Genomic DNA, 22,631 nt, shown 5'->3' with positions numbered 1-22,631 from the left:
CGGGTGCCACGTATGCTAGCAGAGCGTCATTCGCCTCGCGCCAGCCGTTCGGCCGTGGCCACCACGCGCATCAGGAAGGCCGAGCTGTCGTCCTTGCGGTAGCTCACGATCACCGGCGAGGTGAAATCCGCCGCCGCGATGGGCACATAGCGCACGTCGGCGCGATGCGCGCGCTGCACCGAGGCCGGCACGACGGTCACGCCGATCGCCGCCGCCACCAGCCCCAACGCGGTCTGCAATTCGTTGGCCTCCTGCACCACCTGCGGCGCGTGCCCCGCCTCGCGGAACAGGCCCAGCACATGATCGGCATAGTTGGGCCGCGGCCGGGCCGGATAGAGCACGAAGGGCTCGGCCGCCAAGGCGGCCACCGTCACGCGCTGGCGGCTTGCCAGCCGGTGCGACATCGGCAGCGCCGCCACCAGCGGCTCGTTCATCAGCACCCGCCGCTCGATGGCGGGGTCGTCGAACGCAATGCGGCCGATGCCGAGGTCGATGTGCCCGCGCTTGAGGGCTTCGATCTGCGGCAACGAGGTCATTTCGGTGAGGCCGACCTCGACCCGCGAATCGGCCTGACGCACCTGCCGGATCAGCTCGGGCACGAAGCCGTACAGCGACGACGGCACGAAACCGATCCCGAACCAGCGCGTGGCCTGCGCCCCCAGCCGGCGCGTGCCGGCCACCACGTCGTCCAGGCGCGCGGTCAGCTGCAGCGATTGTTCATAGAAATAGCGGCCCGCCTCCGTGAGGCGCAGCGCGCGCGGCGCGCGTTCGAAGAGCACGACGCCGAGTTCTTCTTCGAGCTGGCGGATCTGGCGCGACAGGGGCGGCTGCGCGATGTGCAGCGTGGCGGCCGCGCGCGTGAAGCTGCCCTCGCGCGCCACGGCCTGGAAATAACGCAGATGACGAAGTTCCATGGATGGATACCCTAAAGGTATGGATGGAGACCAATATAGTCTTGGACGGCCACGCCGGGCATGGGGATACTGGTTTTCGTCCACTTTTCATCGTTTCAGGTATGACTGCCATCACCCTAGATTCCGTCGAGACCCTGCTGGTCGACCTGCCCACCATCCGCGCGCACCAGCTCGCCATGGCCGTGATGCAGCGCCAGACGATGGTGATCGTGCGGGTGCGCACCAGCGACGGCATCGAAGGCATCGGCGAAGCCACCACCATCGGCGGCCTGGCCTACGGCGAAGAAAGCCCCGAAGGCATGAAGCTGGCGATCGACACTTATCTGGCGCCGGCGCTGATCGGCGAGGATGCCACCAACGTGAACGGCGCGATGCGCCGGCTCGACAAGATCGCGCGCGGCAATCGCTGCGCCAAGTCCGCCCTCGAAACGGCCCTGCTCGACGCGCAGGGCAAGCGTCTCGGCGTGCCGGTGAGCACGCTGCTGGGTGGCGCCGTACGCCGTTCGCTGCCGGTGCTGTGGACGCTCGCCAGCGGCGACACCGCGCGCGACATCGACGAGGCGCACGCCCTGCTCGAGGCGCGCCGGCACAACACCTTCAAACTCAAGGTCGGCCGCCGCTCGGTCGCCGACGATGTGCGGCACGTGGCCGAAATCAAGCGCGCGCTGGGCGATCGGGCCCGCGTGACCGTGGACGTGAATCAGGCCTGGAACGAGGCCGACGCCGCCGGCGCGATCGCAAAGCTCGAAGAGGCCGGCGTCGACCTGATCGAACAACCCATCGCCCGCGACAACCGCGCCGGCATGGCGCGCCTGGCGGCCCGCTTCGTGGTGCCCATCATGGCCGACGAAGCCGTGTGCACGCCCGAAGACGCGCTCGAGCTCGCCCGTCTGGGCGCGGCCGACGTGCTGGCGCTGAAGATCGCCAAGTCCGGCGGCCTGACCGGCGTCATGCGCGTGGCCGCGGTGGGCGATGCCGCCGGCATGGCGCTCTACGGCGGCACCATGCTGGAGGGGTCGGTGGGATCCATCGCCTCGGCTCACGCCTTTTGCGCCCTGCCGACGATGGCCTGGGGCACCGAATTGTTCGGTCCGCTGCTGCTGAAAGACGACATCGTCGCGACGCCGCCGACCTTCACCGATTTCGAAATGCACCTGCCGCCGGGCCCGGGCCTGGGCATCGTGCTGGACGAAGACAAACTGGCGTTCTATCGCCGCAAAGACTGAACGCCCACGCAGCGGTCACGGTGGCAGCGCGCACGCCGCGGCGCGGGCCACAATAAACACAGGAGACAAACCATGCAGATCAAACAATCCCTCGCGCGCCTGGCCACCGGCCTCGCGCTGTGCGGCGCCGCGCTCGCCGCGCCGCTGGCCGCGCAGGCCGCCGGCTACCCGGATCGTCCCATCAAATGGGTCGTGCCGTTCCCGCCGGGCGGCGCCATGGACAGCATTGCCCGCACGCTGGGCGAAGCCATGGGCCGTGAACTCGGCACCTCGTTCGTCGTGGAAAACCGCGCGGGCGCGGGCGGCAACATCGGCGCGGCCACGGTCGCGCGCTCGGCCCCCGATGGCTACACGATCATGATCGCGGCCAACGGCATGGCCGTGAACCCCGCGCTCTATCGCGACATGAATTACGACCCGCAGAAGGACTTCGCGCCGATCTCGCTGCTGGCCGTCGTGCCCAACGTACTGGTCGCCAACGCCGAGCGCAGCACCGCCAAGAGCGTGCAGGACGTGATCGCGCAAGCCAAGGCCAAGCCGGGCCACTACACCTACGCCTCGGCCGGCGTGGGCACCTCGATCCACCTGGCGGGCGAACTCTTCGTCTCGCTGGCCCAGGTCGACCTGCTGCATGTGCCGTACAAGGGCAGCGGTCCCGCCGTCGCCGACCTGCTCGGCGGTCAGGTCGACTACATGTTCGACAGCATCACCTCGGCCAAGCCGCACATTCAGGCGGGCAAGCTGCGCGCGCTGGCCGTGACCACCGCCAAGCGCTCGTCCGCCCTGCCCGACGTGCCCACCATGGCCGAAGCCGGCGTGCCCGGCTACGAGCTGATGCCCTGGTTCGCCGCCTTCGCGCCCGCCGGCACCCCGCCGGAGATCGTGGAGCGCCTGAACAGCTCGATGCGCAAGGCGCTGTCCGACCCCAAGGTGAAGGACGCGATGGCCTCGATCGGCGCGGAGCCCATCGGCGGCAGCCCCGTCGAGCTGCGTGATCACCTCGCCAAGGAAACCGCGCAGTGGGCGGTGCTGGTGAAAGAGCGCAACATCAAGATCCAGTAAACACGTCGCGGCCTCGTGCCGGGAAGTGCTGCGGCCCGCGGAAGCGGGCCGTTTTGCGTTGTGGGGAGCCGCCGCGTTCGAGCAGGAGTCAGCATCGAGGAATACACTAGCTCGCACAAGCTGAGCGCCCGCGTTCAAGGCGGGCGCAACCACGAGGATCCTGTCGTGAATTTCATTTTCCGCGGCGACGAGCTGCTGGTGCGCGAGGACGGCATCGAACTGCCCGACGCCACCGTCTGTGAAGGGCTCGGCGTGCGCGTCGAGAGCATGCAAACGATCTGGTTCGGCCGCGACCCGCACCAGCGCACCACCCACATCGCCCGTGACGCCGAAGCGCCCGCCGGCTACGCGTTTCGCAAGCTGCGCGCGCTGCTCTCCGAGCTGGGCGAGCACGGTCCGCTCGCCGGCCGCGCCTTTCAGATCGCGGAGTGGGTACGCACGCATCGATTCTGCGGCGTCTGCGCCACGCCCATGCAACAGGCGGGCCACGAGCTGTGCCTGACGTGCCCGTCTTGCGGCCTGCATGCCTACCCGCGCATTTCGCCAGCGATGATGGTGCTGATCAAGCGCGGCGATGCGCTGCTGCTGGCCCGCCACGCCCGCTATGCGCAGGCGCGCTACACCGCGCTCGCCGGCTTCGTCGAGCCCGGCGAGAGCATCGAAGACGCCGTGCACCGCGAGGTCGAGGAAGAAGTCGGCCTGAAGGTGCGCGACCTGCGCTACTTCGGCAGCCAGTCCTGGCCTTTCCCGCACTCGCTCATGATTGCGTTCACGGCCGAGTATGCGGGCGGCGACATCCGCGTCCAGGAAGACGAGATCGCGGACGCGCAGTGGTTCGGGCCCGGTGAGCCGTTTCCCGACATCCCGATGCGCGAATCCATCGCGGGCAGGCTGGTGCGCGCCAATCTGCCGCCGGGCGTGCGGGTCGACTGAAAGCGGGAGTGGCCGGGCAAGGATGACAGGTCAGGCCGGCCGGATTTCGCCGGCCGCGCCTAGCCGGCCGCGCCTGGTTGGTCGCGCCTCGCCGGCCGCACCTAGCCGGCCACACCTAGTCGGCCACACCTCGCCGGCCGCCTCACACCGGCACGGTCAGGTAGACCGCTTCGCGTCCAACGATCGGCACGCGCGCCGGCATGAAGATCGTGCAGTCGTCGCACAGCGCCCGGATATCTTCGTCGCCGTTCACGGCGATGAGCTCGTCCTTGGCGAACGTCTCGAAGCCGATCACCGGTCGCGCGAAGCGGAAGTCATCCGACTTCACCACATGCACCTGCAGCAGCTGGAATCGCTTCGGCGTGATGGGCGCGGCCTGCTGCGCATCGATCAGGCCGAAATGCGCCAGGAAGCGCAGCGTCGTGTCGGTGGCCAACTCGGCCGCCGAGCGCGCGAAGTGCTGACCGCACTCCACCACCAGCGACCCCAGGCTGTTCACCGCATCGCCGCCATGACGGCCGTAGCCGATCAGGGGCGAGCCCGGGCCCTTGCCATTCGGCATCAGCAGATGCACGTCGGGCGCGCCCACCGCGGTCGCCAGCGCGGCATTGCGCGGCGAGTCGTAATACACCCAGAACGGCCGCACCGGCGCGCTCGTGGAATGAATATCGAGCACACAGTCGGCCGCATCGATCACCGGACGCAGCTCGCGCGCACGGCGCAGCTCGGGGCTGTCTTCCGACCCGTCGAGCATCTCGGTGGTCCAGATGCGGTTCAGGTTGTGCACCAGCTGCCGATTCTCGTAGGGGCGCTCGGCGTCGAACGCCTCGTACGCTTCCACATGCGCAAAGCTCACGGTCAGTGTCCCGATCTTCGGGCGCACCCCGGTATCGAGCAGATGCGTTGCCGCCACCATGCCGCAGATCTCGTTGCCATGCGTGAGGGCATTGATCAGCACGTGCGGGCCCGGCTTGCCGGACTCGAAACGATGCACGTAATCGATCCCGGTGTTGCCCTGGCGATAGGCGGAGATGTCGCGGGGCAGGACTTCGAGAGGCGGAGGCAACGGTTGTGCGGACATGAGCGGCTCGCGTTGAGGGAGAGAGCCCATCACGATAACGCAGTTCGCCGCCCTGGCCGCCGCGCGAATTCACTGATCCGTCTCAACCCGGCGCCAACAAGGTAGCGCACAGCCGCCTCTTCCTGCGATGATGTCCGTTTTAACGTCAACCGGAGGATCGCGGGATGGGTATGTTGGCCATCGTCATTTCATTGGCGCTATTGATGTATTTCGCTTATCGCGGTGTCACGGTGCTGCTGCTCGCACCGATCATGGGCGCGATAGCGGTGGTGCTCTCGGGCGATAGCAGTTTCCTGCTTCCCATCTACACCTCCACCTTCATGACCGCGCTGAGCGGTTATGTGCTGCAGTTCCTGCCGATCTTCCTGCTCGGCGCGCTGTTCGGCCAGCTGATGGCGGACTCCGGCGCGGCCAACACGCTCGCAAGGTGGATCGTCAACAGCCTCGGCCCGCGCCGCGCGATCCTCTCGGTGGTGGTGGCCTGCGGCCTGCTCACCTACGGCGGCGTGTCGCTGTTCGTCGTGGCCTTCGCGCTTTATCCGGTGGCCGTCAGCCTGTTCAAGGCCGCCGACCTGCCCAAGCGCCTGATTCCCGGCACCATCGCGCTGGGCGCCTTCACGTTCACCATGACCGCGCTGCCCGGCACCCCGTCGATCCAGAACGCCATCCCCATCCCCTACTTCAACACCAACGTCTTCGCTGCCCCGGGCCTGGGCCTGATCGGCGCACTCGTCATGTTCGGCGGCGGCCTGTGGTGGCTGCAAAGCCGCGCGGCCAAAGCCCACGCGGCGGGCGAAGGCTTCGGCGAACACGGCGAGGCCGACGAGCAGACCAATCCCGATCAGCCCGCCGAACAGGGCCGCTGGTCGGTCATGCCGGTGCCGCTGGCGCTGCTGCCGCTGCTACTCGTGGTCGGCGTGAACGCACTCTTCACCTACGTGATTTTCCCCGGCATGGACTTCGCTTTCCTGGGCGAGCGCTTCCAGAATGTCGATCCACAAAAGACCACCGGCCTCTGGTCGCTGATCATCGCGCTGGCCGTCGCCTGCCTCACGCTCGTGCTGATGCGCCTGGGCAAATGGGAAGATCTCAAGGGCACCGTGAACAAGGGCGTGTTCGGCTTCATGCTGCCGCTCTTCAACACCGCCTCCGAAGTCGGCTACGGCGCCGTCATCGCCAGCCTCGCGGGCTTCGCCATCATCCGCGACGCCGTGCTGAACATCTCGCCGACCAACCCGCTGATTTCCGAAGCGGTCGCGATGAACGTGCTGGCAGGCATCACGGGCTCGTCCTCCGGCGGCCTGAGCATCGCGCTGCAGACACTCGGCGCCGACTACCTCCGCATGGCCGAAGCCGCCGGCATCAGCCCCGAGCTGCTGCACCGCGTGGCCGTCATGGCGGCGGGCGGCATGGACACCCTGCCCCACTGCGGCGCCATCATCACGCTGCTGGCGATCTGCAAACTGAATCATCGCCAGTCGTACCTCGACATCGCGGCCGTCACCATCATGATCCCGCTGCCCGCACTGGCGCTGGTGATCACGCTCGGAACGATGTTCGGCAGTTTCTAAGTTTGAAGTGAGCTTGCTGCGGGCCATCGGCCCGCGGCAATAAGTACTGGAGCGAACCTCAAGCAACGCGGGTAGCTGGCGTGACGCGTTCGTTGAGATCTGATGTGAAAACCGGGAACGAGCGGCCGGAATCGCTGAAGTGTAGAAACCGGACGCCAGCTCGCTCGCCACGTCCTTGCCCCTCTAAAAATCGCATGATACTTATGTGCGAGGCGTTCCGCGCGCCGCCCTTACTGCCCCAAGCAATCAGGTGAAAAGGCTTGGCCTTTAGCCACGCACGTCCACTGAGTGCAGCGAAGCTTCAACATTCATCAAGGCAAAGCTCCATATGGATCGAAGAACACTTCAGCAGCACAAAAAGACGCCGAAAGTCCTTTCCGACCTTCCCTCGTTCTCGCCGCTAAGAAAGCACACATTACCCGGCCAGTATCGTCGGCTGGGCCGCCCTCGAGCGCAGGGCACCAACATGATCACGGTGTCCGAATCGCATAGCGTGCTTTTTATCTGGCGCGATGGCGCGATTCTGACGGATCGATCGTTCTATGCCTACCTGATCGAGCTCCTTTCTGGCGGCAACTTTCGAACGCTGCTTGAGTTCCACTGGCATCCCAGCCACAAGGGCTTTCACTGCGTGACGCCCTGCGGATCCGACGCCGACTACACCAACCGTATGCTGCATGGCTGCACAGAGCTCAAGGTCAAGACGCGCCGCCTGGATCCCGCGAGGGCGGCAGACAGGCTGGCATTGATTGAAATCTTCTGCCGCATCTGCGGCATTACAATTGATAACCCGCACGACGGACAGTCTGCTCGGCTATGGAATTGACCCGAACTATCAAGCAGGCCATTTGCGCCTTATTTGAAGTGCACGCCGATGAAGGTGGCGTGCAGCGCGTCGTCACGCCGCTTCAGTACTCCGGCAGCGGAGATCACATCGTGGTTCGAGTACGTGCGAATGAGCATGGCTTCACCGTCGACGAGAACGGCGAGTCCTCTCTCTATGCATCCATGGCGGATGGTGACGTCGAACTCGAAGCGGTGCAACGCTGGCTGGCAGATCTGCCAACGTACTCCCCGGTCTCAATAGACGAGGACGAAGTCCTTCGCGCGCACGCTTCCGACGAGCGCCTGATCCCCGCCTATATCTTCCGAGTGGCGGAAGCTGCACAAAGCCTATACGCCCTCGCGACAGCCCGCCAGCCACGCAAGGAGAGTGACTTCAAAAAAAGAGTGGCTGAGGCCGTCGAAGCGGCCGCAGCCACGCTCGGCTTCTCTTACGAGAATGACGTCATGTTGCCGATTGCAGGAGACTTCAAAGCGGACCACGTGATATCAAGCTCGCCTCCCCTTATCGTCATAGCTGCCACCGGAATTCAGCGCTTGCTGGAAGCCGAGATTGTTCACATGCGCTACCAGCAAGAAGGCTTACCCGGCTTCGTTCTGGCCACGGTGGAAAGCCAGCGGTCCGTCGGCGCCAAGCAGTTCGAGCGAGCAAACTACTACACCGGAAAGACCGTGAGTTTTAGTCCAGCGGACTTCAGCAGCCTCCTGGCAACACAGATTCATTGAGTTGCCACTCGCGTAGCAGAGTCGTTCTGAAGCCCCTCACACGGCAGATGGCCTCACCGGCTATTGCTCACCTTGCAGCGCGCGGTGAACGTACCTCCGGTCGCGTCGGCCGTCGCGTTGGACGGCCCGTGCAGCGAGGCCAGCAGAAGACCCTTGGTGGGATAGAGCGAATACACCATGATCTCGGGCCCATCGGGCACCAGGAACGTGATCAGGGCAGGACGGCCATCGATGACATCCGCGAGCTGTTCGCCGGGCGGCTCGCCGGCGTCGGTGGACGTGTGGCGGATGATGCCCTGCTCGGGCCGCGCGCTGTCCCACACCAGCGTCCAGGTGCTGTTCTTGTAGCCCGCCTTCTTCTGCACAGGCTCTGACTTGCCCGCGGGCACGTGGAAAAACGTGCCCTGCGGGCTCTTGCATTCGGCGCTCAGTTGCACCGCCTGAGCGGTGCCGAGGGATGCGGCAGCGAGGCCGGCAACAAGCAGAGAGCGAACGAGAAGACGGCGCATTGGCAAACTCCTGTGGCACGCGGGCGCAGCCCGGCACTGAGACGACCGGGGCGCAGCCCGGCGCTGGGACGACCGGGACGCAGCTCGGCGGTGGGACGACCGACGACTTTATCACCCGAAACCGCTTATCGGTCTCTGCCCGCGAGTTCGCCGCGCCCTGTCGGCGTGCGGTGACGCGACGGAGGCATCTTTCGCTGTCGCCGTGCGGTGACGCGACGGATGCATCTGTCCATGTCGCCACGCGGTGGCGCGACCGGGCGCATCTTTTCCGTCGTGGATCTATGCCGATGCCACGCGCGGCCGGGCGATACCCAGTCTCGATTGAAGCGGCGTCTCTTCCTAGAGCAAGGAAGCGGTGATTTCGTCGGCGATGCGCCGCACCGCGGCTAGCATCGGCACCTGCTGGCGCGGTCCGCCTTCATGCAGCGAGGTGACCATGGAAATCCCGACCGAGGCCAGCGGGACCCCATGGCGATCGAGCAAGGGCGCCGCAATGCAGGAGACGTGCGGGTTACTTTCCCCGTCGTCGAACGCAACCCCCTCATCGAGCACTCGATCGAGTTCGCGGCGCAACTGCTTTGCCGAGGTGATCGTCGTCTCCGTCAGGCGGCGAAAATGCATCTGGGCGATGAGCCTTTCCTGTTCGGCGGGCGACATATGCGCCAGGATGGCCTTGCCGACCGCGGTGCAGTAGAGCGGCTCCCAGTCGCCGGCGGCCTGACGCACGGAAACGATGCTGTCGCTGGGCATGACTTCGAGGAGAATGGCCCGGTCGCCCTCGATGATCGCCAGGTGCGAGGTCTGGCCCGTCAATTCCGAAAGTCTGCGCAGGTAGGGCCGGGCGATGTCGACCAGGGCCTTCGGCTGGCGCAGACTCTTGGCCCAGTACTCAATGCGCGCGCCGACCGTGTAGGTCTTGTCCAGCGGGTTCTTCTGCGCGAGGCCATGGCGTTCCAGCGTATTGAGAAAACGCAGGGCCGAACTCTTGTCGATACCGAACTCACGCGCCACGTCGACAATGCGGATCGGTTCATCGGAATCGATCAGGAACTCGAAAATATTCAGCCCCTTGTCGAAGGAGCCGATGATGGCGTTGGGGCCGGGTTTCTCTGGCGCGGTTTCGCCGGCACGGGGCTCGACGTGAGGCATGAGGGCGGACATGGGCAAATCAACCATCGGTTGCGACGGTGTCAGAGCGTTCGGAGAACTTGATTCTAACTGACAACATTGCCATGCCACGGCGTCCTGCCCCCCGCGAATGCGGGTAGGCAGGGCGCCGTCATTACGTCGGGGCGTCGTCGATTTCGGCGAGGAACCCGAGCATTACCGGCGAATCGAGCGGCATCACCATATGGCCGAGCGCGGTGCGGCAATGCGCCACGCCCAGCACCTGAGTGAGCAGTTCGGAGGCGCCATTGAGGACATGCGGGATGTCCTTGAACTCCATGGTGCAACCGACATGGCCGTCGAGACGGACCAGCCGCACCCGGGCCAGGTCTCCGCCCGCGGCTTCCTTCAGCTGCGCCAGCCCGGCCAGCGCCGCCAGGCGCGCTGCATCGACCGCCTGCTCCGTGCTCACTTCGGCGCCGACGCGGCCGGTGTAGGCCAGCTTGCCCTCGCGCCAGGGAAACTGAAACGAGGTGTGGACCAGATTGCCGGTGCGAACCCAGGGCACATACGCACCGACCCCGGCGCGGGCGGGCTGCAAGCGGTGGCCCATCGCCGCGAGGCGGGTTTCGGGATGATTCTCGGGGTACATCGTCTGCCTCCTTGTTCTCGTTGTTTTCAGGCTCTCCAGCGCGCGACGATGGCTGGATTGCGCTTCATCCAATCGGCTGCCGCAGCCATCGGACTGAGCTTGCGGACGTTGATCAGGTAGTCGAGCTCGGTCATCGCGGCGTTACCCAGCGTCACCCGGCGCAGGCTGGCCAGTGCGTCGGCCGGCAGCAGGTGGCGGGCATCGTTGCGGATGAGCAGCGTCGCCTGATCCTTGCCGCGCAACAGACCTTTCGGCTCGGCCAGTTCGCGGATCTTGTAGGTATGGTGCAAATGCTGGGGCTGCCAGAGCGGCACGACCACCCAGCGTTTTTCGGCGACAGCGCTCTCGAAGGCCCGCTCCATATCGGCCTGCGTGCCGTTGCGGAACTCATAGCCGAGGGTGTCGAGGCCGTACTCCTTGACGATCTCGCGCGAGAAGCGGCTGATCCCCGCGCCTGGCCCGATGCCTTGGATCACCTTGGTCATCCGGGCGACGACTTCCGGCTTTTTCAGATCGGCAACGGCGGACACTTCACCGGCCGGCACATAATCCGGCACCCCCCACAGCGTGTACGGCTCGTACAGCACGGTCAGCTTCTCGACTTCCGAGACCATCGGCGCCAGATAGCCGCCGTGGCTGCCGGGCAGCCAGGCCGAGGCGAGCATGTCGACCTCGCCCTTGCCGAGCATTTCGAACATCTTTTCGTGCGGCGCTTCCTTGACCTCGGTCTCGATGCCCTGCAACGCCAGCAACTGGCGGGCGATGGAGCCGCTGGCGGCATGGAAGGACAGCGCGATCTGGCCGACGACCAGCTTGCGGCCGGCCAGTGCCGCGCGAGCGATACCTGAGGCACCGGCGGCCAGGATGCCGGCGGACGCGGCGAGAAAGTATCGGCGATTCGGATTCATGGTGAGTTCCTTAATGAAATGACCACCGGCCTCAGGCCAGCGCCTTGTACAGTTCGCGCAGCAAGGCCGGATGGGCCCGGATGCGTTTCATCGACATCGTCTTTCTTTCCAACATGGGCGAGCTCAGTGACCGACCCCGAGGTAGCGTTCCTGCAACTCGGCATCGGCTGCGAATTGGCACGACGGCAGATCAAGCACGATCTCGCCCGACTCCATCACCAGCATGCGTTCCGACAGTGCGACGGCAAGCCGGAAATTCTGTTCGACGACGAGCAGCGACATCCCCTCTTCGTCCACCAGCCGGCGCAGCACCCCCTGCAAGTGCTCCACGACCAGCGGCGACAGGCCTTCCGACGGTTCGTCGAGAACCAGCAGGCTGGGGTTGAGCAGCAGTGCGCGGCCGATCGCCAGCATCTGCTGTTCGCCGCCCGACAACTGGTTGCCGCGATTGCGCCGGCGCTCGGCGAGGCGGGGAAAGGTGTCGTACACCCGCTCCACCGTCCACGCGCCGGGCCGGATGCCGGCGGTCAGCGTGAAATGCTCGTGCACCGAGAGCGACGGAAAAACCCGCCGCCCCTGGGGCACCAACGCCACGCCCAGGCGCGCCATCTCGAAAGGCTGCACCCCGGCCACCTCGCTGCCTTCGAAATGGATCGACCCTTCGATACGGTCGACCATGCCCATCAGCGATTTGCACAGCGTGGTCTTGCCGACGCCGTTGCGCCCAACGATGGCAAGCGCCTCGTTGCCGATGCTGAAATCGATGTCGTGCAGAATCGGCATGCCGCCCAGCCACGCAGTGACGTTATGGAGCTTGAGCAGAGTCTCCATCAGCCCTCTCCCAGATAAATCTTGCGCACCAGAGGATTGACGCGGATTTCGTCCGGCTTGCCGGAAGCGACGATTTCGCCGTCCTTCATCACCGTCACTTCGTCGGCGATCTGCAAGGCAACGTTCATGTCGTGCTCGATCATGATCAGCGTGATGTCACGCGACAGGTTGCGGATCAGTTCCAGCAGCAGCGGCCGTTCGGCCGGACTCAGCCCGGCCGCCGGCTCGTCGAGCAGCAGCAGGCGAGGCGTTTGCATCAGCGCCATGCCCAACTCCAGCTGACGCTGCTCGCCGTGCGACAGCTCGGCCACAGGACGGTGCTCACTGTGTTCCAGACCGACCGCCGCCAGCACCTCGCGCACCTTGCGCGCGCCCTCGTCGAGACGACCTGGCCGCAGCACGCCGAAACGGCCGGGCCGGCTGCCGCGCCAGGCGACGCTCAGGTTCTGTTCGATGCTGATGCCCTTGAACAGCGACGAGGTCTGGTAGGTGCGGGCAATGCCCAGGCGCGCCCGGCGATGCGCGGGCAGCGCGGTGACATCTCTGCCGTGGAACACGATGCGCCCGGCGCTGGGCGGAAAATCGCCCGCGATGATATTGAACAGCGTGGTCTTGCCGGCACCGTTGGTACCGAGCAAAACGCGACGCTCCCCTGGGGCGATCCGCAGGTCGACGCCGGCGATGGCGCGCAAGGCGCCAAAGCGGCGTTCGACCGCGTCGACATGCAGTGCCAGCACGCTCATGCCGCGCCGCTCACTTGCAGACCGGGTTGTCGCGCGAAGCCGGACCGGCGGCGAGGAATTCCTCGCGCGGCACGCCCAGCGTCTGGTTCACCTGCGGACTGACCTTGACCACCTTGTTGTAGAGGCTGCCATCAGGACGCCGGGCGACCTCGGTGACGAAGGCATCGGCGATCACCTGACGGTTCTGGTCGAGGCTGTAGATGCCGGTCGGCGTTTCGAACTTGAGTTGGCGCAGCGCCGCCTTCAGCTTGTCCTGGTTGCCGGAGACGTCGCCGCCTGCCTGTTCCAGAGCGAGCAGCGCCGCCTTCATGCTGATGTAGTAGCCGTGCGCCATGCTCGACGGCGCCGACAGCGCATCGGGAAACTTGGCGCGATAGCGGCGTACGAATTCCTTCCACTTTGGATCTTCGTTCTCGTCGGCGCTGGAACTGGCCGACGGAATGCCGACGACGCGCTGCTGGAACGGCCCGCGGCTGTTCAGGACGATCGAGTCGACGGTGATCGAGCCGCCGATCAGCGGCGCCTTGCCGCCCGCCTGGTAGTACTGGCTGAGGAAATTGACCGCATCCGCCCCGCCGAGCACGACGAACACGGCATCGACATCCTTGGGAATGCGGGCGATCACCGTGCTGTAATCCTTGGTGCCGAGCGGAACCCAGAAGCGGCTCGGCACCTTGCCGCCCTTGCGGCAGAACTCGGTGACAAAACCGGCGACCTGGGCATAAGGGAAGCCGTAGTCCTCGGCCACGACGGCGACATTGCGATACTTCTTCTCGTCGTAGACATAGTTGCCCAGGCCGGCAACGCGCTGCGCCCCGTCCGTGCTGAAGCTGAAGAAGTTCGGGGCGGGGTCGCGCAACGTCGTTTCCTGCGCCGCTGCGGTGCCGTTCACGAACGTCTTGGCCGGGATGGTCTTGGCCAGCTCTTTGATGGCCAACCCTTCGCCGCCCGACAAGGGCCCGACGATCAGGTCGACCTTGTCCTGGTCGAGCAGCTTGCGCGCCTTGGTCACGGCGACATCGCCCTTGGCGTTGGTCGATTCGCGGATGACCTCGATCTTCTTGCCGGCAATGCCGTTCTTGAATTCTTCGAGCGCCAGGTCGATGCCGCGACTCCCATCCTGACCGAGCGCGGCGAGCGGCCCCTCGAGAACGAGCAGAGTGCCGATTTTCAGCGTCTGCTGGGCCTGTGCGACACCGCCTGCCAGCACCAGGCCAACGGCGGCAATGGCGCCGGCCAGCCGGGTAGGTTGCAGTATTTTCATTTCAAGGTCTCCATGATTTTTGTAGGTACCGTAGCGGCTGCGTGGCTCGGTCGGCCGACGCAGCCGGGTCAAGCGGCGCGACGGCGTTGCATCGCCGCCTGCAGACGGCGCGCGATGCCGAGCAGACCGTCCGGAGAAAACAGGACGACCGCGAGGAATATCGAGCCGATCAGCAGGTTGAAACGATCGGCGCCAACGATCGTTCCGGCGAAGTTCTGAAGCAGGACGTAGAGCACGGCCCCGATGAAGGCACCGGCCGGATGGCGCAGGCCGCCGACCACGGCCATGATGAGGATGGCGGTGATGCCGCCGAGATCGACCGAGCCCGGCGAAATGCGCTGGTTGTACCAAACCATCAACACACCCCCGAGCGCCGCCGGCACGCCGGCCGCGGCAAACGCGGCCACCTTGATCGCCAGCACCGAATAGCCGAGCGCCGCCGCCTTGCGCGGATCGTCGCGCACCGCTTGCAAGGCCAGCCCGGCCGGTGTCGCGACGAGGTAGCGGATACCGGCATAGAACGTCGCTGCGACACCGAGGCAGATGAAGTAAAACAATTGCGCCTCACTGCGGATCGGCCGCTCGAACAACTGCGGCACCGCCACCCCTTGCAGGCCATTGAAGGCGTTGAACACGGTGTCGTTCTGCTGGACAAGGAAGAAGAAGCCCATGCCGATGGCAAGCGTGATCATCAACAGATAGATGCCTTCGGTGCGCGCCGCGAGAAAGCCGACGAAGATCGAGAACAGCACCGCGACGAGTACGGCGAAGGCGACGGCCAGCGGCCAGGGCAGCGGCACTCCCATCGCCTCGGCATTGACGCTGGTCAGCGCCAGCGCGTAGCCGGCGACGCCGGCCACCGTCATCTGGGCGAGCGAGACCATGCCGCCGTAACCGGCAAGAAAGCTCAGCGACAGGGCGACCAGGCCGAAGAAGAGGCTGGGCGCACCGATGTTGAGCACCCAGAAATCCGGCATGAGAAACGGATAGAGCACGGCCCAGCAGAGCAGCGCCAGGTCGTAGCGGATCAGGCGGGTTTCGAGCGGCGTGGACATCAGGCTTTCCTTCCGAACAGGCCGGCCGGCCGCAAGGCGAGCACCCCGGTCATCAAGACATAGATCAGCATGTAGGCGTAAGTCGGCAGGTAGGCCAGACCCCACTGCTCGACCAGCCCGACCAGCACCGCACCGACCGCCGCACCGACGATGCTGCCCATGCCGCCGACGATGGTGACGACCAGCGACGAGAGCAGGTAGCGCGCATCCTCGCCGGGCGATACCGAGAGCACCGTGCCGCCGAGCACGCCCGACAGGCCGGCCAGCGCGGCCCCGACGGCGAAGACGAGCACGAACAGGCGAGAGGTGTTGATGCCGAGCGCAGAGAGCATCTCGCGGTCGTCGACGCCGGCCCGGATGGCCACCCCGAAGCGCGTCCGGTGCAGGCCCAGCCAAAGCAAGATGCCGATGGCTAGCGCCACCAGCAGCAGATTCAGACGCAGCAGCGGATAAGCGCCGATCAGCGGCAATTCGACGCTGTGCTGCAGGAACTCGGGCGGCTGGAACTGCAAGGTCAGGCTGCCGAACCTGGCGAGCAGCAGGTCGGCGATGACGACCGACAGGCCGATGCTGACCAGTGCTTGGCGCAGGTCCTCGCCCTGCATCCAGTCCAGAAAGAAGAGATGCATCGCCATGCCGAGCACGGCGACGATCAAGGCCCCGGCCAACACCGCCAGGTACCAGCTGCCGCTCCACTCGCCGACCTGGTAGCCGAGGTAGCCCCCCAGCAGGTAGAGCGAACCGTGCGCCAGGTTGACCGAGCGCATCAGGCCGAAGATCAGCGTGAAGCCGACTGCCACCAGGAAATACAGGGCCGCCACGGTCAGCCCGTTCAGGGTCACCGTCAAGAAAAGACTCACCGGGCACTCCCGATGGCTACGCCCGCGTCGTCGGCGATCCAGCTGGCCTGTTCGCTTTGCTTGAACATGAATTCGAACGTGATGCCGTTCGGATCGACGACGAACACCTGGTGCAGCCCCTCGCCCGGTACCGTGCGCGGCTGGTACGGGTAGCCGGCCTTCTTCAGACGCTCCTCGAATCCGGGCAGGCCCTCGCAGTTGAACGAAATGTGATCGACCACGCCGCTGCCGGAAGTCTGGCCGCGGTCGCCAAGGTAGCGCACCAGTTCGGCGTCGCCGGTATCGCGCGCCATCATATGGAGCACCGGCAAACCGGCCGCCGAGTACATCCAGTAGCCGGGAAACTTGAAATCGGGGCGGTTACCGACCCGCAGGCCTACCACCTCCTCGAAAAAGCGGCGGGTTTCTTCCAGCTTCGGGGTGCGCAAAGTGAAATGGTTGAGGTCGATGGCTTTCACTTCTGTCTCCTGCGTCGTTGTTGATAAATAATCAACTGGTTGATTATTTAGTTACGATGCAGTTATAGAAGGCTGGCCATACGAGCGTCAAGGCAGTTGCCGCCTCGGGGACGCATCTCTCGTCCGAGTATTGGGGTGCGCAGCGGTAGCGGGGACGACACAGCCGCGTTCCGGGGAGAGCGTGACCGCCCCAACGGGCGGCGAGTGGCGGGTGTGCGGCCGCACTCGCCGGGCGCCGCGCTGCCGGACCTCGAGGGGGAGATCGTGTCGTGCGACGGGCTGCACGCGAACCGCTCGCACGCTCGCCAACCGCAGACGGAAAACAAAAACCCCGCGAGGAGCATCGCTCCCGCGGGGTTTTTGTTCAGGGCATGCGCCCTGATTGTTCTGGCGGACAGAGGGGGATTCGAACCCCCGATACGCTTTTGACGTATACACGCTTTCCAGGCGTGCGCCTTCAACCGCTCGGCCACCTGTCCTGATTTGGAATCGGCTTTCGTGGCTCTTGCGCCGGGTCAGACCACGGGCGCAAAGGAACTACCGAAAACGCGAATCCGCGATTCTAGCAGAATCGCCGCGACTGTGGGGAGGGCCGATGGCGCGACCGCCACGCCGCGCATGAAAAAGGGACGCACCACCCGGGAGTCCGGTGGATGCGCCCCGTCCTGCTCTAGGCCGTGCCAGCGGCCAGCTGCGCTAGGGCTCGATCTGCCGATACGACAGCACGGTGCCGTCGGTCGCAGCCTCTTCGAGCCGCACGCGGAAGCCCCACAGCCGGCCCAGGTGCTTCATCACCTGGTCGGCCTCGCCGCTGTCGAGCGGACGGCCGCGGCTTTGGGTGTGGCGCAGGACCAGCGAGCGGTCGGACTCGCGGAAGTACCGCACCACCTGGATGTCGGGCACCTGGTTGTCGCGGTTGTGTTGCGCGGCCAGCAGGCGGCGCACGTGGCGATAGCCCTCGTCGTCGTGGATCGCCGCGATCTCGAGCTTGGGATTGGACTGGTGGTCGGCCACGGCGAAGAAGCGGAACTCGCGGATCAGCTTGGGCGAGAGGTACTGCGAGATGAAGGACTCGTCCTTGAAGTTGCGCATGGCGAAGTCCAGCGTCTTGACCCAGTCGGTGCCGACGATGTCGGGGAACCAGCGGCGGTCTTCGTCGGTGGGGTTTTCGCACATGCGGCGGATGTCGGTCATCATGGCGTAGCCGAGCGCGTACGGGTTGATGCCGCCGTAGCCGCGTTCGTCGAAGCCGCGCTGGCTCACGACATTGGTGTGACTGGCCAGCACCTCCATCATGAAGCCATCGTTGACCTGGCCGCGCTGATGCAGGCGGTTGAGCAGGGTGTAGTGCCAGAACGTGGCCCAGCCCTCGTTCATCACCTTGGTCTGCGTCTGCGGGTAAAAATACTGCCCCACCTTGCGCACGATGCGCACCAGCTCCTTTTGCCAGGGCTCGAGCGTGGGCGAGTACTTCTCGATGAAGTACAGGATGTTTTCTTCGGGCTCTGGCGGGAACACGCTGCGCTTCTCGGCCTCGGGCGCGGCGGGCATTTTGGGCACGGTGCGCCACAGGTCGTTGAACTGGCGACGTGCATGTTCTTCGCGCTCGGCCTGACGCTGCGCCTCTTCACGGTACGAGATCGGCGCGGGGCGCTTGTAGCGGTCGACCCCATGCATCTGCAAGGCGTGGCAGGAGTCCAGGATGGCCTCGACCGCCTCGATGCCGTGGCGCTCTTCGCACTCCATCACGAAGCGGCGCGCGAACACGAGATAGTCCAGCACGCCGTCGGCGTCGGTCCACTGCCGGAAGAGGTAGTTGTTTTTGAAGAAGGAGTTGTGCCCGTAGCAGGCATGCGCGATCACCAGCGCCTGCATCGCCATGGAGTTTTCTTCCATGAGATACGAGATGCACGGGTTCGAATTGATCACGATCTCGTAGGCCAGCCCCTGCATGCCCTTGCGGTAGTACTGCTCGTTGCGGATGAACTCCTTGCCGTACGACCAGTGCGGATAGCCGATGGGCAGGCCCGCCGAGGCGTAGGCGTCGAGCATCTGCTCGGAAGTGATCACCTCGATCTGGTTGGGGTAGGTGTCGAGACCGTACTCGCGCGCCGTGGCGGCGATGACCTCGTCGTATTGCTGGATCAGCTCGAAGGTCCATTCGGATCCCTCAGAGATGGGCCGGGCACGCCGGACCGCCTCCAGCTCGGCGCGCGAACCCGCGATGGCGTTCATGCGACCTCCTTCTTGAACAGGTCATGAAACACCGGGAAGATCTCCCCGCGTTCGCAGATGCGGCGCATCGCGAAGTGCGGCGCGGTCTCCTGCTCGTACTCGGCCCACAGGCTGCTCTTGCGCGCCTCCTGCGAGTCGGGCACTTCGATGTAGGCGAAGTAGCGCGTGGCGGGCAGCAGGTTTTCAGCCAGAAAGCGTGCGCTCTTGCCCGCGTCGGCGCCGAACGAATCGCCGTCGCTGGCCTGCGCCGCGTAGACGTTCCAGGCAGATGGCGAGTAGCGCTCCTGCACGATCTCATGCATCAACTCGAGCGCCGACAACACGATCGTGCCACCGCTCTTGGGATCGTAGAAGAACGTGTGCTCGTCGACCTCTTCGGCGTTGTCGGTGTGGCGGATGAAGACCACCTCGACACGCTCGTACTTGCGCGAGAGAAAGAGGTACAGCAGCGTGAAGAAACGCTTGGCGAGGTCTTTCTTGCCTTCGTCCATGGAGCCGGACACGTCCATCAGGCAGAACATGACCGCGCGCGCCACCGGCACCGCCACCGGCACGCGGTTGCGGTAGCGCAGGTCGATCTCGTCGAGGAACGGCACGCGGGCCGAACGCCCGCGCGCTTCGTCCACGCGCAGCTGCAGGGCTTGCAGACGCGCCTCGTCGGCGCCCTCCTCCACCGCCTCGGCCAACTCGGCCTCGGCCTGCTCCAACTCGCTGCGCGCGTGCAGCCCGAGTGCGACACGCCGTGACAGCGAGGCGCGCAGGGTGCGGTTGACGCTCAGCGTGCTGGGCGAGCCCGTGGTGGTGTAGCCGGCCCGTTGCCAGCGCTTCTGGGACACATCGCCCAGCTGCGTGCGCACCAGGTGCGGCAGTTCGAGGTCTTCGAAAAAGAGATGCAGGAACTCGGCGCGCGAGAGGCTGAAGGTGAACTGATCCACCGACTCCCCTTCGCCCGGCTCCGAGCCGCCACCGCCCTCGCCGCCCTGGGGCCGGTCGATGGTGTCGCCCTTGGCGAACTCCCGGTTGCCCGGGTGCACCATTTCGCGGTCACCGCCCTGCCCGTGGCGGAAATGCGGTTCCGAGATGTCCCGGGCGGGAAGGTTGATCTCCCCCCCCTGGTCCATGTCGGCGATGGAACGCTCACGGACCAGATCCTGTACGGCTTTGCGGATCTGTTCCTTGTAGCGCCGCAAGAAGCGCTCGCGGTTGACGGCGCTCTTGTTGCGGCCATTGAGACGACGATCGATGAGCGAATTCATGGTTCACCTCGCTCAGGATGACTTCCTCACCCTAAGGTACCACTCGCACAACAGGCGAACCTGCTTCTCGGTGTAGCCCTTGTCGACCATGCGATCGACAAAGCTCTGATGCTTGCTCTTGTCCTCCGCCGATGCCTTGGCGTTGAACGAGATCACCGGCAACAGGTCCTCGGTATTCGAGAACATCTTCTTCTCGATGACTTCGCGCAGCTTTTCGTAGCTGGTCCAGTTAGGATTGCGGCCGCCGTTGTTGGCGCGGGCGCGCAGCACGAAATTCACGATCTCGTTGCGGAAGTCCTTCGGATTGGCGATGCCCGCCGGCTTCTCGATCTTCTCGAGTTCGTCGTTGAGCGCGCCGCGGTCGAAGCTCTCCCCGGTTTCGGGATCGCGGAATTCCTCGTCCTGGATCCAGCAGTCGGCGAAGGTCACATAGCGGTCGAAGATGTTCTGGCCGTACTCGGAATACGACTCGAGATACGCCGTCTGAATCTCCTTGCCGATGAACTCCGCGTAGCGCGGCGCCAGATAGCCCTTGATGAAGTCGAGATAGCGCCGGCGCGTTTCTTCGGGGAAGTCTTCGCGGGCGATGCGCTGCTCGAGCACATACATCAGGTGCACCGGGTTGGCCGCGACCTCGGTCTGGTCGTGGTTGAACACGCTGGACAGGATCTTGTACGCGAAGCGCGTCGACACCCCGTTCATGCCTTCATCGGTGCCGGCGTAATCCTTGTACTCCTGCAGCGCCTTCGCCTTCGGATCGACGTCTTTCAGGCTTTCGCCGTCGTAGACCCGCATCTTGGAATAGACGCTGGAGTTCTCGGGATCCTTGAGCCGGGTGAGCACCGAGAACTGCGACATCATGTCGAGCGTGCCCGGTGCGCAGGGCGAGGCCGAGAGCGAGCTGTGGCGCAGCAGCTTCTCGTAGATCTTCACTTCCTCGGAGGTCTGGAGGCAGTACGGCACCTTGACGATATAGATCCGATCGAGGAAGGCCTCGTTGTGTTTGTTGTTGCGGAAGGTCTGCCATTCCGATTCGTTCGAGTGCGCGAGAATCGCGCCGTTGAACGGGATCGCCGAGAAGCCTTCGGTGCCCTTGAAGTTGCCTTCCTGGGTCGCCGTCAGCAGCGGATGCAGCATCTTGATCGGCGCCTTGAACATCTCGACGAACTCGAGCAGCCCCTGATTGGCCAGGCACAGCCCGCCCGAGTAGCTGTAGGCGTCGGGGTCGTCCTGGGAATAGCGATCGAGCTTGCGGATGTCGACCTTGCCGACCAGAGACGAGATGTCCTGGTTGTTTTCGTCGCCCGGCTCGGTCTTGGCGATCGCGATCTGACGCAGCACCGAGGGGTTGAGCCGCACGACACGGAATTTCGAAAGATCGCCGTCGAATTCCTTGAGCCTCTTGACCGCCCACGGCGACATGATGCCGCTCAGATAGCGTTTGGGAATGCCGTAGTCACGTTCGAGTTCGTCGCCGAAGCGCTCGGGATGGAACAGGCCGAGCGGCGATTCGTTGACCGGCGATCCCTTGAGGGCATAGATGGGATAACGCTCCATCAAGACCTTGAGACGTTCGGCGATGGAGGACTTGCCGCCCCCCACGGGCCCCAACAGATAAAGAATCTGCTTGCGTTCTTCGAGCCCCTGAGCGGCATGCTTGAAGAAGGCGACGATCTGATCGATCACCTCTTCCATGCCGTAGAACTCTTTGAACGCCGGGTAGCGGCGTATCACGCGGTTCGAGAACAATCGCGAGAGTCTCGGATCGTTACGCGTGTCGATGAGTTCGGGTTCGCCTATGGCCGCGAGCATGCGCTCGGCAGGACTGGCATAGACCATGGGATCACGCTTGGCCAGGTCCAGATATTCCTCAAGGGAAAGTTCTGATTCCTGCTCCCGCGCGTACTGGGACTTGAAGCCTTCGAGGATGCTTTGCACGGCCGACCCTCCTACGGGTGCCGTATCCAAATAATCGGATACGGTTGAGTCCATTGTGTGCTTCCTATACCAGCCAAGCTAGTCATTCTTGCGAATGAGCCTCCACCACATTATGTAGTCGTAGCACTTTCGCCACACACAATAGACAGGGATGAAAGACCCCTTCAGAGATTAGGCCCCGTTCATGCGCCACAAGTTCCGGGCTGCGGCGAATTTACCGGCGGAACCCCTGAATAAAGGGGTTGGCAGCGCAACACCACGAGTGCTGACAGCCATGAGTACATACCCTTTATTCATAAGTCCTTCACTCGCGCGAGCCTCCTTTCTCAGCACCGTGTATGCGCGCAAACGGTGTTGCGGATACATGAAACATGAGCGGCGCTCTCGCTGCTTCTCAACTAGCATGCGGCGTTCCCGGTGCACCGCCTTGTACACAAGCCTGCCCGCCAGCCGCGCGCG

At 64.8% G+C, this 22,631-nt stretch carries 21 protein-coding genes and 1 tRNA gene; 6 read left to right on the top strand and 16 right to left on the bottom strand.

Annotation, left to right across the window (positions count from 1 at the left end):
- Positions 1–26: 26 nt before the first annotated feature.
- A complete protein-coding gene (locus CAL25_RS04110) occupies positions 27–914 on the bottom strand; it encodes a LysR family transcriptional regulator (RefSeq protein WP_094798636.1) in 888 nt (295 codons plus the stop codon).
- Between the two features lie 101 nt (positions 915–1,015).
- On the opposite strand from CAL25_RS04110, the gene CAL25_RS04105 reads away from it, so the two are divergent.
- The 3 genes from CAL25_RS04105 to nudC all read left to right on the top strand — a co-directional run bounded on the left by CAL25_RS04105 (position 1,016) and on the right by nudC (position 4,135).
- Complete coding sequence (locus CAL25_RS04105) at positions 1,016–2,140, top strand: muconate/chloromuconate family cycloisomerase (RefSeq protein ID WP_094798635.1); 1,125 nt, start codon at positions 1,016–1,018, stop codon at positions 2,138–2,140.
- 72 nt (positions 2,141–2,212) lie between these two features.
- A complete protein-coding gene (locus CAL25_RS04100; RefSeq protein ID WP_094798634.1) occupies positions 2,213–3,202 on the top strand; it encodes a tripartite tricarboxylate transporter substrate binding protein in 990 nt (329 codons plus the stop codon).
- Positions 3,203–3,367: 165 nt separating this feature from the next.
- Positions 3,368–4,135, top strand: a complete 768-nt coding sequence (gene nudC / locus CAL25_RS04095) for an NAD(+) diphosphatase (RefSeq protein WP_170948371.1) — start codon at positions 3,368–3,370, stop codon at positions 4,133–4,135.
- Positions 4,136–4,277: 142 nt separating this feature from the next.
- On the opposite strand, the gene CAL25_RS04090 is transcribed toward nudC, so the two are convergent.
- Complete coding sequence (locus CAL25_RS04090) at positions 4,278–5,216, bottom strand: succinylglutamate desuccinylase/aspartoacylase domain-containing protein (protein WP_094798633.1); 939 nt, start codon at positions 5,214–5,216, stop codon at positions 4,278–4,280.
- 164 nt (positions 5,217–5,380) lie between these two features.
- Between CAL25_RS04090 and CAL25_RS04085 the strand changes: the two genes are divergently transcribed.
- The 3 genes from CAL25_RS04085 to CAL25_RS04075 all read left to right on the top strand — a co-directional run bounded on the left by CAL25_RS04085 (position 5,381) and on the right by CAL25_RS04075 (position 8,356).
- Complete coding sequence (locus CAL25_RS04085) at positions 5,381–6,787, top strand: GntP family permease (RefSeq protein ID WP_094798632.1); 1,407 nt, start codon at positions 5,381–5,383, stop codon at positions 6,785–6,787.
- A 328-nt stretch (positions 6,788–7,115) separates the two neighbouring features.
- A complete protein-coding gene (locus CAL25_RS04080; protein WP_141217886.1) occupies positions 7,116–7,613 on the top strand; it encodes a hypothetical protein in 498 nt (165 codons plus the stop codon).
- Entirely contained in the window at positions 7,604–8,356 is a 753-nt protein-coding gene (locus tag CAL25_RS04075) for a hypothetical protein (RefSeq protein ID WP_249278931.1), read from the top strand. Before CAL25_RS04080 ends, CAL25_RS04075 begins: the two co-directional genes overlap by 10 nt.
- A gap of 53 nt (positions 8,357–8,409) precedes the next feature.
- On the opposite strand, the gene CAL25_RS04070 is transcribed toward CAL25_RS04075, so the two are convergent.
- The 14 genes from CAL25_RS04070 to CAL25_RS04005 all read right to left on the bottom strand — a co-directional run bounded on the left by CAL25_RS04070 (position 8,410) and on the right by CAL25_RS04005 (position 22,172).
- Positions 8,410–8,865, bottom strand: coding sequence for a hypothetical protein (locus CAL25_RS04070; protein ID WP_094798630.1), 456 nt, complete (start codon positions 8,863–8,865; stop codon positions 8,410–8,412).
- A 339-nt stretch (positions 8,866–9,204) separates the two neighbouring features.
- Positions 9,205–10,026, bottom strand: coding sequence for an IclR family transcriptional regulator (locus CAL25_RS04065; protein WP_170948370.1), 822 nt, complete (start codon positions 10,024–10,026; stop codon positions 9,205–9,207).
- Positions 10,027–10,147: 121 nt separating this feature from the next.
- Positions 10,148–10,624 (bottom strand): Atu1372/SO_1960 family protein, encoded by a 477-nt coding sequence (locus CAL25_RS04060; protein ID WP_094798628.1) that lies wholly within the window; start codon positions 10,622–10,624, stop codon positions 10,148–10,150.
- Positions 10,625–10,650: 26 nt separating this feature from the next.
- On the bottom strand, positions 10,651–11,532 hold the full coding sequence (locus CAL25_RS04055) for a glycine betaine ABC transporter substrate-binding protein (RefSeq protein WP_094798627.1): 882 nt from the start codon (positions 11,530–11,532) through the stop codon (positions 10,651–10,653).
- A 123-nt stretch (positions 11,533–11,655) separates the two neighbouring features.
- Entirely contained in the window at positions 11,656–12,363 is a 708-nt protein-coding gene (locus CAL25_RS04050; RefSeq protein ID WP_094798626.1) for an ABC transporter ATP-binding protein, read from the bottom strand.
- Positions 12,363–13,106, bottom strand: coding sequence for an ABC transporter ATP-binding protein (locus CAL25_RS04045; protein WP_094798625.1), 744 nt, complete (start codon positions 13,104–13,106; stop codon positions 12,363–12,365). Before CAL25_RS04045 ends, CAL25_RS04050 begins: the two co-directional genes overlap by 1 nt.
- A 10-nt stretch (positions 13,107–13,116) precedes the next feature.
- Complete coding sequence (locus tag CAL25_RS04040) at positions 13,117–14,370, bottom strand: ABC transporter substrate-binding protein (protein WP_094798624.1); 1,254 nt, start codon at positions 14,368–14,370, stop codon at positions 13,117–13,119.
- Positions 14,371–14,438: 68 nt separating this feature from the next.
- Positions 14,439–15,425, bottom strand: coding sequence for a branched-chain amino acid ABC transporter permease (locus CAL25_RS04035; protein ID WP_094798623.1), 987 nt, complete (start codon positions 15,423–15,425; stop codon positions 14,439–14,441).
- Complete coding sequence (locus CAL25_RS04030) at positions 15,425–16,285, bottom strand: branched-chain amino acid ABC transporter permease (RefSeq protein ID WP_094798622.1); 861 nt, start codon at positions 16,283–16,285, stop codon at positions 15,425–15,427. Before CAL25_RS04030 ends, CAL25_RS04035 begins: the two co-directional genes overlap by 1 nt.
- Positions 16,282–16,743, bottom strand: coding sequence for a VOC family protein (locus tag CAL25_RS04025; RefSeq protein WP_094798621.1), 462 nt, complete (start codon positions 16,741–16,743; stop codon positions 16,282–16,284). The genes CAL25_RS04030 and CAL25_RS04025 overlap by 4 nt, the downstream gene beginning before the upstream one ends.
- A 388-nt stretch (positions 16,744–17,131) precedes the next feature.
- Positions 17,132–17,222: transfer RNA gene (locus tag CAL25_RS04020), tRNA-Ser, on the bottom strand.
- 217 nt (positions 17,223–17,439) lie between these two features.
- Positions 17,440–18,978 (bottom strand): SpoVR family protein, encoded by a 1,539-nt coding sequence (locus CAL25_RS04015; RefSeq protein ID WP_094798620.1) that lies wholly within the window; start codon positions 18,976–18,978, stop codon positions 17,440–17,442.
- On the bottom strand, positions 18,975–20,234 hold the full coding sequence (locus CAL25_RS04010) for a YeaH/YhbH family protein (RefSeq protein ID WP_094798619.1): 1,260 nt from the start codon (positions 20,232–20,234) through the stop codon (positions 18,975–18,977). Before CAL25_RS04010 ends, CAL25_RS04015 begins: the two co-directional genes overlap by 4 nt.
- A 12-nt stretch (positions 20,235–20,246) precedes the next feature.
- Positions 20,247–22,172 carry a PrkA family serine protein kinase gene (locus tag CAL25_RS04005; RefSeq protein WP_176456818.1) on the bottom strand — a complete coding sequence of 642 codons (1,926 nt, stop codon included), beginning with the start codon at positions 22,170–22,172 and terminating at the stop codon, positions 20,247–20,249.
- Between the last annotated feature and the right edge of the window lie 459 nt (positions 22,173–22,631).

The sequence above is a fragment of the Bordetella genomosp. 5 genome (assembly GCF_002261315.1).
Lineage (GTDB): Bacteria > Pseudomonadota > Gammaproteobacteria > Burkholderiales > Burkholderiaceae_B > Bordetella.
The sequence above is the reverse complement of the archived record's forward strand: the minus strand, read 5'-3'. Positions and strand labels throughout refer to the sequence as shown.